The following is a 13,164-nucleotide window of genomic DNA, read 5'->3' as shown; positions in this document are numbered from 1 at the left end:
CCGCAGCAAGGTGAGATCCTGGCTTGTGGTCTCCCGAGTATCGCCGATAAGCTATCAATCTAAAGTGGGGTCGCTGAAAACAGCATATTCGAAGGGCCGTAACCTCGGATGCAAAGAGCTGTGTAGCCTTCTGAACGAAATCATCCGGACATCCGCGCCGGCGGAACAACGGCGCTGGAGACGCTGCTTTCGGCCGCGGGGTTCGCGGAGTGGTTTATTGATCGCAAGTTACGATCGGCTGCTTGTCGGCTGTCAGTTGTTAAGCCTGTACGGCGATCCACCGTTTTGTCGACATCCCTACATTTGCACGCGCGAACCCAAAGATATCCAGCGTCGACAGCTCTTTTTACCGCAACTCGGACAACAGCCGAAGAACTCGTGTTCGAAATTCATCAATGCGACCGTACGTGCCGATAACATCATGAGTCTTGCTATTGCACCAAGATGGGGTTTGAGGGCTATGCTAGTCTCATAGACGTTCCGCTTCTGGATGTGACACCCTTCGACCGGGCCAAGAAGTTGGGCGCTGCGCCTTTGGCACAGGCCGAGATCTCGCAATTTAAGAGCAGGTGGCCCCGAGGCGCTTTTGAGCCCGTTGCCGCCGCTCCGGTCAATTGGCCTCAGAGCGGTCTGACGTTTTCCGCCTTTAACTTGCCGGTCTTCCGATCCTGACCGAGATCGTAGGAAACGGACTGTCCCTCTCTGAGATAATCGCCATATTGCAGGGCGGTGACATGCACGAAAACGTCGCCTCCTCCGCTTTCCGGCGTGATGAAACCAAAGCCTTTATCGGCGTTGAAGAACTTAACCTTGCCAGTTGGCATAACAATCCTCGTGTCTTCGCAGTTTAGGCAGCAAACTAACGACCAGCCACAGCAAGAATCAAGCCAGTCTGCTTCCGCCGAGTGATGTCGCGCTCTTTGGATAGAGTGGACGAAAGGCCGTGCCCCAGCCGTTGTTTCTATCACTCTGGCTCCGGCAGGTTTAAGGTGTAACGCGTATGTCGGCGTTCACCGCTGCGGTTCATTGCCCCCTTCTCCACCATATCATGAAGGTCTCGAGTCGCCGTTGCCCGGGAAGCCCCTGTGATCGAGATGTAATTTTCCGCGCTCAGGCCACCTTTGAAGCCTTCAATCCCTTCGCGGAACATGCGGGAGATCGCCTTGGCGATTGTTGAACTGGTCGCGGAACCGTTCATAGAACTTTGCCTTGCGGATATAAAACGCAACGCGCGTGAGAGTCGTCTGCTGCGCATCGAGAATGGTTTGCAAGAAGTAGAGTAGATGAGCCTTTCGATTATATCGAGCTTACGCTGATTTGTTTCGAGCTCTCCGTAATAAGCCTTGCGGCTCCTTTTGATCGTATATGCAAGCGAGATCAGGCTCGGTTGCCCGATGTTTTGCGCGAGCGACTTTTGAGGGCCGAACAAGCAGCCCAGCAGGTCGCCGCGCTGAAGAAAGATCGTGACGAGCCGGCATACCATCATGCGGGTTCGAGACGAGAAACCACCTCGGTCGTTGGCAGAAGGAACAATGATGACCGGCTACACCATTGAACCGGACGGGCGTCAGGTGGAGGAGGAAATCCACCTTGGCGGGGTTGGCCGAACAGGTCGTGGCAAGCACGGATTGGAAGGAGATCTCCGCCGGGAAAGGAAGCTCGCGGGGCAAAAAGCGCGGGCGCTCCCTTATGAATCAGCTAGTCAAGGACGAACTAACCCGAAGCGATGTGCCTCGTCCAACAGCGCCCTAACGGAAGAGGGCTGCCACCTCCTGCCACCACGCGCCGGCCGTTCCCCCATCTGATCCAGTTGCGCGGCAATGTCGCGCAGCGACAAACTGGGGTCGGCGATGGTGATCGCGGCGACCAACTTCATCAAATGATCTTCGGGCGCGCGGCGCGGTGAGCGGGCCAGCAGCTCTGGCTCTGCAAGCTTCTCACGAACCATCCGATGCACCGCGCGGCGTAATCGTTGGACCGTCCAGTGATGACCGCGACGGTTAAGGACGCGCACGACGTTGTCCCAACTATGCTGTGGCCTGAGCTGCCTCACGGTCGGCAGCCAGGTCTGTGCCGACGAAATCAGTTCGTCGAGATAAAGTTTCTCGCGTGCTTTCGACACCGCCTTGATCGCCTCCGGTCGGCGCTCGCGCAGACCGGGATTTCCGGGAAGCTTCCCTCTGGCTTTCGCAGCCTTGATGCCAGCTTTGGTTCGTTCGGCGATCAGGGCGCGCTCAAGCTGGGCGACGGCGCCGAGCACCTGCAAGGAAAACATTCCCTGCGGCGTGGACGTATCGATCGGATCGCGCAGCGAGCGGAAATGAACTCCGCGCTTTTCGAGGTCTTCAATCACGTGAAGCAGATGGCTGACTGATCGGGCCAAGCGATCGAGACGAACGACGACTAGCACGTCGCCAGAGGTGAGATCCTTCAGCACTTTGGTGAGCACCGGTCTTGTGCGGGATAACCCGGATCCGTGCTCCTGATGAATGCGATCGCAGCCGGCGGCGCGCAACTCATCGACCTGGGCATCGTTGAGCTGATCGTCAGTCGAAACCCGGGCGTATCCGATCAGCCGGGGCCGCGGAGAGGGGGAGCTGGCGATTGCAACCTGGGGCATTCGTTCTGGCTCTTTTTTGATGGCCTTTGTACAGATAATGAATGCATGAGAAAATGGGGATTTGCAAGCGTGTTTTATGACAAAAATGGGAGGCGATAGAGAGCGTTCTATGACGTGAGGCAGGCATCGACCCATCGCCGCCCGAGAACGCACGTCAGCGGGCATCTATGGCGAAAACGCAGGGAAATCGGCTATTTCGGAAGAGGTCGCTCCGGCTCCGGCTTTTTGATGAGGTTCTGACGCCGAGAGGCGGTCGGGGAGGGGAAGAGCTCGACCGGTTCAGCACGCGTTATTTCCGCTCAATCAGGCAGAATTTCCAGCGACCCAAAATGAAAAGCCCTCAAGGGGCCCGGATTTGCGGCTTTTCCGCCAATTCTCACGGACAAATACGCTATCTCTTGCCGCCAAAAACCATCACCTATCGATACGCAGTACTTATCGGAAGTGATTGCCCATCCACGGCGCCGTCCCGAGTGACGGAAGCAATGGCTTAAATAGCTTCTGTTCTGGAAAAGAACAACGTTAATTCATATGGGTAACGAGATGGAAACGGCCAACATTCCCGGATAAAAGGGGTACGTGGGTGTCGCTTTTAGCTAAGAATTTCATTGATATGCAGATGGTAGGGAGGGGAGGTTCCGGGCGTGGGGAGTTGTGTAGCCTCGATGGTTTCTGGAACGATCAGATTTTGTACCGCCTCTGACCAGATAAGTATTGCTCTATCGGGATCACAAGGCCTCCTAAGTGGCGCGGCAGGGCGTAACGAGGCGAGATAAGACGCCACGTTGCGCCCGTTTGCGCGCCAATTATACCAGTGATTTCGGCGCTTAAACGGCCGCATTTCGACGTTTTTGGCGCCCTCCCTCTGCATGTCGCGGGCTATGGCTTTGGCCACCTCGCGGTCGCTGAAAGTGAGGCCGATCGGCTTTCCGTTCTGATAAATTTCATGCATGTCAGGTCCTTTCTAAGGGCGGAATGCCCGACGCGTGGAAAATATAAGATGAGTTACATTTGTCGCCGTCCCTGATTCAGCGTCCGAACCTGCTCCTCAAGATGCTCGGTTGCCGTCGTCGCGGCTCATGCGGTCGCGTTGCAGACCGGCGGCCATCAACTCCCATGAGGACGGTGGCTTGGCGGCTCCGGCACTAGCTCGGTGATGAAAGAAAGATGCGCCGTTTCCATTGGCTGCGCCACCACTTAGCAATTCCGATTTTCATCCCAATCGGCGGTGGAACATGCACTTTTCATCGCCGCGCCCATCAAAGGACGGTACCGAAAGTTCTTTACCATTGAACTGCGTCAGCGCGAGCAGGGCGGTCTTGGCGTCAAGCTCGAGGTGCATCGGACAACTGCGCACGGCCACGGGTACGTGAAGAAAAACCAAGGGAAGCAAGCGAATTGACCCTGTTGCAGTTACCGGTTGCACTCGATAATCTGCCCCCAACTTGGGTTGGGGAAGATCATGAAACGGATGATACTGGCGGCTGCAGCCGCCCTTTTTGCGACCGGCGCCAATGCTATGATGGCCCAGGATTTGGCGCGCGACTGCAAGAGCAGCATCACACTTGCCGGAAATTACGTCATGGGCTTCATGGAGAAATGGCGCGAGGATGAGATTGTATTCGATAGCGTCGTTAAGATGGGCATGAAGGACGAGCAAATGCTCGGGATCGCTCGGGAGAGCATTCTCGGGAAATTCTGCATCCCGAAGGGCGCCAATGTCGCCCGCGCCATCGTGATTGGCTGCGACTGGGTGACGACGCATCCCGAGAAGGGAACCTGGCCGGCCGAGCGTTCGTTGATGGCTCCCTATAAAGCTGCATGGCCTTGCGACCAATGACCAAGACCGCGACTATCCAATCCCATGTGAGCGTAAATTCCGTGATCTGGATCACGTCCCTGCATGAGAGCGAGCACGGGGTGACCCTCCGCGTCCTCGAAGATTTGGAACCCTTGTTGCAGGCCAACCAGATCTTCTTCATGAAATTTGAGCCGAAGAGCGCCGCTGATCTTCTGGGATTCTTGGATTATGTGGCGAAGGTGGTTGAAGACGGCCTGCTGCCGATCATCCATTTCGATACCCATGGCGATGAGGACATGGGTATTCATATCGTCGCCTCGAACGAGGATTGCAGCTGGGCCGAGATCACAGAGAGACTGCGCGCGATCAACATAGCCACGGCCAATAACCTGTGCGTCATCTCGCTGGCCTGTTTCAGCTTTCATCTCGTGAAAGAAATTCATGTCACGACCCGCGCGCCATTCTACATATTGGCCGCGCCCCAAAACAAAGTTACGGCAGGCGATGCGGAGGATTCTGTGGTCCGGTTTTACCGGCACGTCTTCGAGAAGAGCGAGCTTATCGGTGCGTTCCGAGCAGTCCTGAAAGACAAGCTGCTCCTCATGCATAGCGAGGAGCTGCTGTTCACGTCGCTAGTGCGTTACGTCCGTGCATTTTGCATGGGCAAGGGCGTTCAGAAGAGGGTTGATGAGCACCTCACCGAGGCACGGAATCTGGGCTACCTGACCAATGGTTCGGATATCGCGTCCTTCCGCAAGGCGGTCAAAGCCAATCTTTTGGCAGACCAGTCGCTTGTTGACCGATTTGTGGAGATGTTCCTGCTTGGCCGTCCGGTCGGCTATGACATCGAGGCCGTGAAGAAGGCCGCACGGGCTCTGCCAGATCCCTACGCGGACGGGAAGCGGAAGCGGCCGACCGTGGCCGATAGCATTAAGGGCATGACGCTGCCGCCATTGAAGTGACGACGCGCCCGCTCGATTTATTCCGCGCCAGGGTTGTATAGGCACGATTCGTAAAGGTTGAGAGAGTACAGATGACTGTCGCGAATTTGTTCGGCGGGGGCTTCATGTATCAGCTTATTCTTACCGTCATCCTCGTAATCGTTGAAGTCCTTCGGTACTCGCCGAAGGTTCGCTGGGCGGTCGCAATCATTTCCATTTTGACCATTGCCGGAAGCTTCTATGTCGTCTTCTATTTGGCAACAAGCCACGTGTTCGTGCAAGGCTATGAATATAAGCCGCACGACCTTCAGCCGGGCATCACTATAGGGGTCGTCTTCGCCCTGTTCATGCTCGTGATGGTCGCTTTCAGCGTGATCGACCGTGATAAGCTCAAGGCAATCGTAGATCGTGACAGCGACGACCAGCTTCTCAGGGCGTGGGCATCCAGCTTCACTCCCTTGCTCGACGCGCAGTCTGGAGGCGCGGGCGGCGATGCCAAGATGGCGCCGCAAACCGAAAGCGCTGCCAAGTCCGACGACGACATTATTCAGGGCATCAAAGCGAACCTCCGTCAGCTGATCGAATACTACATCATGAACAAAAGTCAGGCGCGCAGGAGTTACACTGCCAGCCTGACCGCCATCGTTGCCGGTTTCGGGACGATCATTGGGGGTACGTGGTGGGCGTTCTCCTCGGGCCGAAGCGATGGGACGGCATATATCGTTCCCTTAGCGGGTGTACTGCTTCAATTCATCGGCGGAGGCTATTTCTATCTCTATAACCGAAGCCTGATTCAGCTTAATTTCTTCTTCTCCCGTCTGGCGCAAATGCAGGACACGCTTTTGGCAATCCATCTTGCCGAGTCCTTGCCAGAGGGAAAGGAAAGGGCGAAGGCCGTGGACAGGCTGATATTCATTGTAGCGGAACGCAGCACGACCGCGCCCGCTTACCTTCCGGACCCAGCGGCAAAGAAGCCAGCGGCAAGGCGCACCAGAACGCAACCCGAGCCAGCCGCCGAGTAGCGCGACCGACTACGCGTAATGCTTGCCAGCGTGATGAAGCTGCACGTCGCACCTTTGCATAAGCGCGGCACGCCTTTGACGACGCCGACCACTGCTCTCCCTCGATCGAGCGAGCCGACATTGATGTTCGATCTTGAAATCGTTTTGGCAAAGAGACGTTTCAGTGAAATCGTTAGCGGAAAATCGCCCTTCATTTATCGGCTAAACCTAACAGACATATGAAGTTTTCCCATTTGAAATAACAAAGTAGAAGCCACACTTTTCGAGCCGGCATTGAGTTGGCGCGTCTCGACGAGCGCATCGCCCGCTCCGCGGTCGGACAGGGGTGGATCGAACGGTCGCACTTTGCCGACGCCTGCGCCTCGCTGTGGATCGACGGCGAACTTGTTCACCTCGAAGACCTCGTCCTCCACGACGACACCCGCGATATTCGCACACCCACCCATGAACTGACAATCGCCCGCGACGCGTTGCGCACCCGGCGACGCATTGCCGCGCAACCACCGGTCTGGGCACTGTCGCCCGACGGCATTCGCACGCTCAGGCAAACCTCGGATGTGACATCGGTCAGGGCCGATGATGCTGAGTCGGGCGCCGCCGCCAAGCGGCCTGTCGCTGTCGAGCCGATAGGGGAGGGGGACGATGCTGACGACGCCAAAGATCTGCCTGGCGTCGATTATGCCGCCATTGATGCGCTGCTGGCCCGGTCCGAGGCGGCGATCGAGAACGCACGGTCCGGACGGGCCGGCGCGCAAGAAAAAGATCCCATGATCTACGATCTCGATTGGGACGAGGACGCGCGGCTGGGCGAGTGGCGCAACGTGTTGCGGCAGACCGATGATCTGCCGGCGGTGCTGCAGGCGATTGTCGCCCTCGATGCCTGGAACGAGATTGCGGTGCTGCAGCACGCGCCCTGGCTTGGACGACTGTTGGCCGCCTCGATCCTCCGCCAGGCCGGTGTCACCACGGCCGCACATCTCGCAGCCATCAATCTCGGACTAAAAACCATTCCCGTCGATCGGCGCCGACATCGCGATCGAGAAACCCGGCTGCTCGCCATCGCCCATGGACTGGTCGCGGCCGCCGAGATCGGGCTGAAAGAGCATGATCGGCTGACGCTGGTGAAAACGATGATGGACCGAAAACTGGACGGGCGCCGGACGTCGTCAAAACTGCCGGAGCTGGTCGAGCTGGTGATGGCGAAACCGCTGGTGTCGGCTAAGATGGTCGTAACGACGCTGGGCGTCACGCCGCAGGCGGCGCGGCGGATCGTTGGCGAGCTCGGATTGCGCGAGATGACGGGGCGGGGGAGGTTTCGCGCCTGGAGCGTCCTGTGAATTAGCCGAATACATTCTTCTAGCTTGACCATGTTAATTTTTTCCTCCACAAATGAGGTAGAGAACATTAACATGAGTAGGCGGCATGGAAAATATCAGCCCAAAGACAATCACTGATCCTGAGATTGGCGACCTTTACCTTGCTCGTCTGGAACTTGAGCGTGAGAAATTGATCGCGGCAGGTCATCACGCACTTGCTGCTGCTGCGACTGCCTCACCACTGCATCCCACCAATGCCGCCGGCATGTTCGCGTATATGGACGGAGTGAAGGGCCTTCGAGCCGAAAACCTCGGTGGAAATTGGGAGATCTTTAGCGAGGAAGGTGTGGAAGGCATCCGCAATGACGTCCTCAAGCTTCGAGTTCTCTTTGTAAATGTCAATCAAGCCTGCCGCAAAGCGGATCCTAGAGCGCGGTCTCGAAAAGGCGCTGGCTCCGAGCGCGTGGCTTGTGGCGATATGTTTGAAGCTGCCGGTATCGACCTCCCTATCAGCGTGGTCAAGTTTCATGGAGACCACAAAACATATTACCTGATGGTCGATCAGTTTGGCGCAATGGAACTCAGCTTACCTGTGGTGAAGAATGGCCAATTCCTTCGCTGTATCGATCGCGTATTTTTGATTGAGGGTGGCGATCTGGACGCGGTCGATTTTGGCATCAATGAACCGACCAACGATCCGGATCTGGATATCGTCGTCAGTCGAAAATAAAGCCGAACAATCATGTTCAATGGAAAGAGACTCAGCCTCGCCAGGAAAAGGCAGAAGCTGACAGCGAAGGAACTCGCAGAAAAGGCCGGCGTATCGCCGGTCACAATCACGCGGCTTGAAACCGGTCAGAACCAGGCGGATTCTGGAACACTTGAGAAGCTCGCAGAGGTTCTCGGTTATCCCGTGCAGTTTTTCTTCAAGGAGGACCCCGCACTCCTTTCAGCAGAAATCGTCAGCTTTCGCAGCCTGTCGAGCATGACCGCGAAAGAACGAAACGCTGCCCTTTCGGCCGGCGATAACGGGGTCGAAGTCTATGAGTGGCTTGAAAATCGATACAATCTACCGGCGTTGGATTTGCCGCATTTCGACCCGGAATTGACACCTGAAGCTGCCGCCGATGCTCTCCGCCAGCACTGGGGCCTCAGTTACCAACCCATCGCAAACATGATGAAACTGATGGAGGCCAAAGGCATCCGCGTCCTGGGGCTAGAAGAAACCACCGCAAATGTCGATGCATTCTCGTTCTGGCAAAATGACAAAGCGTATGTGTTTCTGAATTCGTTCAAATCGGCGGAGCGTAGTATTTTTGATGCGGCTCACGAACTGGGCCATTTGGTCCTGCACAGGCATGGCCAAACCTCAGGCGCGGACGAAGATACACGCACGGCCGAGGTGGAGGCAAACCGCTTCGCTTCCGCCTTTCTAATGCCGGAGGAAGACGTCAGGGTCAGAATGCCCCGTCTTATAACGGCTGATCTCATTTTACGGGCGAAGAAAAGGTGGCGCGTCTCGGCAATGGCGCTGGCATACCGACTGGCACATCTTACCAGACCCATGCTCTCCGAATGGCAATACCGTTCCATATGTATCGAGCTTGGGAAACGCGGTTATCGCACGAGCGAGCCTGATGGCATCCCCAGGGAAACGTCTGTGCTATGGGGGAAGGTTTTATCCCAGCTTTGGGCGGAGCGGAAAAGTCTCGTGGACGTTGCCGATGAGCTATCGCTTCCAATGACTGAGGTCGAACGACTTTTATTTTGTATTCTGCCCCAGCACGGTACCGACAATGAGGGTGGTGAAGTCCGACGCTCAAAGCTCAGTATCGTGAAATAGACGTCAAGATTGAGTGGACGCGATGACCAGGGATCACACGAGTCATGGCAAATGGTCCGAAGCTGGGGTGCCCAAAAAGGGATGGTCATGTGTCGGGATCGAGGATTTGGGTGAGCCTTCCCAGCTTTGCGAAATGTGCGAAAGCGTCACCATCCGCTACGTCCATTATATGGAGCACGGCCAGACCACGGAAGCATTGGCCGTTGACTGCGTCTGTGCCGAACATATGGAAGAGGACTATGTCCGTCCGAAAGAACGGGAGAGGGGATTAAGGAGCCTCGCCAAACGCCGTAGGACATGGGCCGAGCGCTCATGGAAACGTTCGGCCAAGGGCAATGATTACATCAACACCGAAGGGTATAATCTGACGGTATTCCCTAAAAATGCAGGCTTTGGCGTGGTGGTGACGAACCGCAAGAACGGTGCGACCCGCAGCGGCAACAAGGAATTCGCATCCGTGGAAGAGGCAAGGGCAGGGGCGTTGAGCGCGCTGGTCTGGGCCAAGACGCATTTGCAGTCAGAGTGAGGAAGCATGACGGAGACCACCGAGGAAGAGCGACCGATCACCGTGCCCAGCATTGGTATTTCAGTCCAAGGCATGGAAGAAAAAGCAGGCGAGAAGCTCGCCTATTGCGTCGGCGATTATGTGCGGGAGTTGAGCCGTTACATCAATCTCGAGCGGCTGGACGGCATCACCATCGCCGTCGATTACAAGGAAGCGCTTCTCGCACTCGATAGAGGATATGAGACGGACCACCGCCTAACGCCCAGCTCCGAGCTGGTCGAAGGCGTTGCGATGGCGCCGAGCGTCATCCGTGACGGTATTCTCAAATCGCATTTGGTACTGAACGCTGCCTATATCTATTCACTGCCGGACGAGAAAGATGAGCACTATGCCCATTCCCTGCATCTGCTCGCTCATGAATGCGCACATGTCGAACTCGCCATGACGACTGACAAGGCGTTCCCCGATACGCTGCTGAAAAAAATCTACGATGATGCCGCAGATGCCTGCGAAGGGCAGGCCGAAAACGCCTGCTGGGATGAGTATGCGGCTTGCCGCATCGCAGCCCCGTTCGGCCGAGATCCTCTGCAGGATTACACCAATGCATTCATCACCCATCTCGAGGAGACGATGAACCGGGCAAACGAATGTATCCGACGCTATCGCACCGATCACGACCATGACCGAATACTCTCCGAGGTCCTGCGGTATTACCAGAACCTGATGACGAGCGGCAGTTATCTGCTCGGCCATATGGACGGTCACGGCTTGACGATAGACGATGTGCCTGCGGTTCGCAGGGCGCTGGGAGGGCATTGGTTCGCGCCGTTTTTCGAAAGGCTGCGCACCGCGCTAAGAGAACTGTGGGCCAGGTACGGGCAATGGGAAGATCGAAGCGAATTCGCACCGATCGGCGAGATCATCATCGATGTGCTGGGCGAGGGTGGCTTCTTCTTCCAATGGGATGAGCACGGCAATTGCGGCTTCCGCATTCCGTTCACGTTCGCCACGATGTAGGAACGGCCATATAAAGACACGGGTGCTCTCCAGTACCAGGCTGACGGTACGGAAAAGGCTGCTGCGGTCCAGTTCGCCTCTCTCGACAAAGGTTTGGCGCTGACGGCTGCCGACTTCCTGATTATCGCATAGTCGCATCGCATTCCGCCGAACCATTTGGCGGTGGGATTATCCTCCGGATAGCTATTTGACTCCACATGTACCGGTGGCAACCAGGAAGAATCGCATGAATGATGATCAGCCCCAGATAAATGAAGCATGGCTGCAATGGATGAGGGATTTCCGCATGGCTCGGCGAAGCTCGCGGACGTGGACAGCTTCGATGCGCCGGAAGGCGAAGAGCCCGAACTGCTGTTCGTGAAATTCGCGCTGTTCGCCCGTGCCCTGACATTGTTCGACACGGCATTGTTGCTCGCTGAGCATGACAAGGTGCTCGATGTGCGCAGTACCTGCCGCAAGGTCGTCGAATGCGCGATCCATATGGATGCAGCGTGCCGCAAGCCTGACTATTTGCAGGCGCTCAAGGATGACGAAGCCACGAGTAAATGGTCGAGAGCCAAGGCGTTAAAGGACATGCAGACGGACCTTGATGCCGGCTCGCATAAGCTGCTGCAGGAATTCCTGAATGACAAGAAGGGCGCGCAGCTCAAGCCGAGTGACCTGAGCAAGGACAGCCAGTTCCCGCGCATGGCGCACATGTATCGTGAGATCTCGGCCGACACGGCACATGTCACCTACAGCTCGCTATTACGGCATCGTTCGTTCCTGCCGGACGGGACCGCATTGTTCAGCCTCGATCCTCTGCTGGAGGAAGACGAGCTGCAGGAGACGCTGAACATACTCGGCCTCTCCGTTTTGCTGTGCGTCTTCAGCCTTGTGCGCATGATACTCACCATGGTGGGCGACGAAGCATTCTATAACCTGCATGCCCGCTATAAGGTGCTTGCCGCCGGCGGGCAGGCGCAGCTGGGTGAAACCGCATGAGGTGAGGGGAGAGAGGGGCTAATATGGATACGAGCGACACGCCGCGACAAGAGGTGCCTGCCTCCACGCTTCCGCAGATTCAGGTGACGGTACAGGGCATCACCAACCAGTACGGCGCCGAATGCCTCGGGCAGCAGATGTTCCACATTCTGCGCGAGGTCGGGGAATATATCGATATCAGCGCGCTCGACGGTGTGACCGTAGCGGTCGATTACGACGAGGCGCTGCGCGACCTCGATCGGGGCGTCGAAGGGCTGGCGCCGTTGAGCCGCACCAATGACGAGGGCCTGGCCGGCGTCGGAAAGAGTGTCGTGGTCATGCGTGGCGACGCCGTGAAGACACATATCGTTTTGTCCGCGGGTCCGGTATGCCCGATTGTGCTCGAGGGGGCCGATCGCGATGAAGAGGATTTCCGCACGGCCATTGCCATCATCGCCCATGAATGCGCACATGTCGAAGAAATCGCCTTTCGCGAGGACCAATTCCCGGCATCCATTTTCGTCCGCCGACCGGGCATTTCATCAGCGATCACGAGCAGCACTTCGCCGAAGCCTGCCGGGGTGAATATGCGGTCTGCCGTTTGTCGGCGGGGTTCGCGGTCAACGAGGAAGCCCGTTTCCGCGACAATTTGGCCGTTCGGTTGAAGGATTGCCGCGGCAGGGCGCACGATGCCATCCGGTCCTATCGCCTGCATGGCAATGTGGTGCGGGTCTTTCAGGAAGTCGGTATTGTCATTCTTGAGCCCTTGCGGATCGCATCCTACCTGTTCGGCCATCTGGACGGGATGAACGAATCCGACAACCTCTGCGAGGTGGCGCCAGAATTGCCGACCGAGGATCAGGCTTTGGTCAGGGCGATCGGCCGGCTGGTGGAGCAGCTGCGCGGCCTATGGGATACGCGTGGTGAGTGGCCGAGCTATGATGCGCTGATCGATGTCGGGGCGGTCGGTTACCGGCTTTTTGAGGAATTCGGCGTGCATGCGCAGCCGCAACCTGACGGGCAGGCCTATATCAATGTCCCTTTCACAGTGGATACGATGCCGGCAGGGTCTGCACAGGCCGATATGTTGCGCGCCCTCATGGGCGGCTACAGAAGCTAGGCCGGTATGATGAGTC

13 protein-coding genes and 3 pseudogenes are annotated in these 13,164 nt (G+C 57.0%); 12 read left to right on the top strand and 4 right to left on the bottom strand.

All coding sequences use genetic code 11. From position 1 onward, the window contains the following. Nucleotides 1–86 precede the first annotated feature (86 nt). Nucleotides 87–672, top strand: a pseudogene (locus GGD46_RS34080) (GNAT family N-acetyltransferase). Here GGD46_RS34080 and GGD46_RS28610 read toward each other — a convergent pair. From GGD46_RS28610 to GGD46_RS28595, 4 genes and pseudogenes are all read right to left on the bottom strand, one after another. After that, the gene (locus GGD46_RS28610; protein WP_004119863.1) at nucleotides 621–824 is read right to left on the bottom strand and encodes a cold-shock protein; all 204 of its coding nucleotides are present in this window, start codon (nucleotides 822–824) and stop codon (nucleotides 621–623) included. The pseudogene GGD46_RS34080 and the gene GGD46_RS28610 sit on opposite strands and share 52 nt — an antisense overlap. A 140-nt stretch (nucleotides 825–964) precedes the next feature. Further along, nucleotides 965–1,417 (bottom strand): annotated as a pseudogene (locus tag GGD46_RS28605) (DUF4172 domain-containing protein); the annotation flags it as partial. Nucleotides 1,418–1,702: 285 nt separating this feature from the next. Beyond that, nucleotides 1,703–2,620: a recombinase family protein gene (locus tag GGD46_RS28600; RefSeq protein WP_004119867.1), complete on the bottom strand. Its 918-nt coding sequence runs from the start codon at nucleotides 2,618–2,620 to the stop codon at nucleotides 1,703–1,705. A gap of 592 nt (nucleotides 2,621–3,212) precedes the next feature. Then, nucleotides 3,213–3,572, bottom strand: a complete 360-nt coding sequence (locus GGD46_RS28595; RefSeq protein ID WP_028755196.1) for a hypothetical protein — start codon at nucleotides 3,570–3,572, stop codon at nucleotides 3,213–3,215. A gap of 510 nt (nucleotides 3,573–4,082) precedes the next feature. Between GGD46_RS28595 and GGD46_RS28590 the strand changes: the two genes are divergently transcribed. The 11 genes and pseudogenes from GGD46_RS28590 (at nucleotide 4,083) to GGD46_RS28540 (ending at nucleotide 13,148) form a co-directional block, all read left to right on the top strand. Then, nucleotides 4,083–4,460 carry a Rap1a/Tai family immunity protein gene (locus GGD46_RS28590; protein WP_004119872.1) on the top strand — a complete coding sequence of 126 codons (378 nt, stop codon included), beginning with the start codon at nucleotides 4,083–4,085 and terminating at the stop codon, nucleotides 4,458–4,460. Then, nucleotides 4,457–5,383: a hypothetical protein gene (locus tag GGD46_RS28585; protein WP_004119873.1), complete on the top strand. Its 927-nt coding sequence runs from the start codon at nucleotides 4,457–4,459 to the stop codon at nucleotides 5,381–5,383. The genes GGD46_RS28590 and GGD46_RS28585 overlap by 4 nt, the downstream gene beginning before the upstream one ends. Nucleotides 5,384–5,454: 71 nt before the next feature. Next, a complete protein-coding gene (locus GGD46_RS28580) occupies nucleotides 5,455–6,384 on the top strand; it encodes a TRADD-N-associated membrane domain-containing protein (RefSeq protein WP_004119876.1) in 930 nt (309 codons plus the stop codon). Between the two features lie 260 nt (nucleotides 6,385–6,644). Next, a pseudogene (locus GGD46_RS28575) lies at nucleotides 6,645–7,721 on the top strand (RHE_PE00001 family protein); the annotation flags it as partial. A gap of 85 nt (nucleotides 7,722–7,806) precedes the next feature. Further along, nucleotides 7,807–8,430: a hypothetical protein gene (locus GGD46_RS28570; protein WP_004119881.1), complete on the top strand. Its 624-nt coding sequence runs from the start codon at nucleotides 7,807–7,809 to the stop codon at nucleotides 8,428–8,430. A gap of 12 nt (nucleotides 8,431–8,442) precedes the next feature. Further along, nucleotides 8,443–9,543 carry a helix-turn-helix domain-containing protein gene (locus GGD46_RS28565; RefSeq protein ID WP_004119883.1) on the top strand — a complete coding sequence of 367 codons (1,101 nt, stop codon included), beginning with the start codon at nucleotides 8,443–8,445 and terminating at the stop codon, nucleotides 9,541–9,543. Between the two features lie 22 nt (nucleotides 9,544–9,565). Next, a complete protein-coding gene (locus tag GGD46_RS28560; protein ID WP_004119886.1) occupies nucleotides 9,566–10,069 on the top strand; it encodes a hypothetical protein in 504 nt (167 codons plus the stop codon). 6 nt (nucleotides 10,070–10,075) lie between these two features. Next, entirely contained in the window at nucleotides 10,076–11,065 is a 990-nt protein-coding gene (locus GGD46_RS28555) for a hypothetical protein (RefSeq protein WP_004119888.1), read from the top strand. Nucleotides 11,066–11,323: 258 nt separating this feature from the next. After that, entirely contained in the window at nucleotides 11,324–12,049 is a 726-nt protein-coding gene (locus GGD46_RS28550; RefSeq protein WP_240535450.1) for a DUF5677 domain-containing protein, read from the top strand. Between the two features lie 23 nt (nucleotides 12,050–12,072). Beyond that, on the top strand, nucleotides 12,073–12,693 hold the full coding sequence (locus tag GGD46_RS28545; RefSeq protein ID WP_004119892.1) for a hypothetical protein: 621 nt from the start codon (nucleotides 12,073–12,075) through the stop codon (nucleotides 12,691–12,693). Continuing rightward, entirely contained in the window at nucleotides 12,690–13,148 is a 459-nt protein-coding gene (locus GGD46_RS28540; protein ID WP_240535451.1) for a hypothetical protein, read from the top strand. Before GGD46_RS28545 ends, GGD46_RS28540 begins: the two co-directional genes overlap by 4 nt. Nucleotides 13,149–13,164 lie beyond the last annotated feature (16 nt).

It is taken from the genome of Martinezella lusitana (assembly GCF_014207095.1).
Taxonomy (GTDB): Bacteria; Pseudomonadota; Alphaproteobacteria; order Rhizobiales; family Rhizobiaceae; genus Rhizobium; species Rhizobium lusitanum_B.
This window is presented reverse-complemented; position numbering and strand designations above follow the sequence as displayed.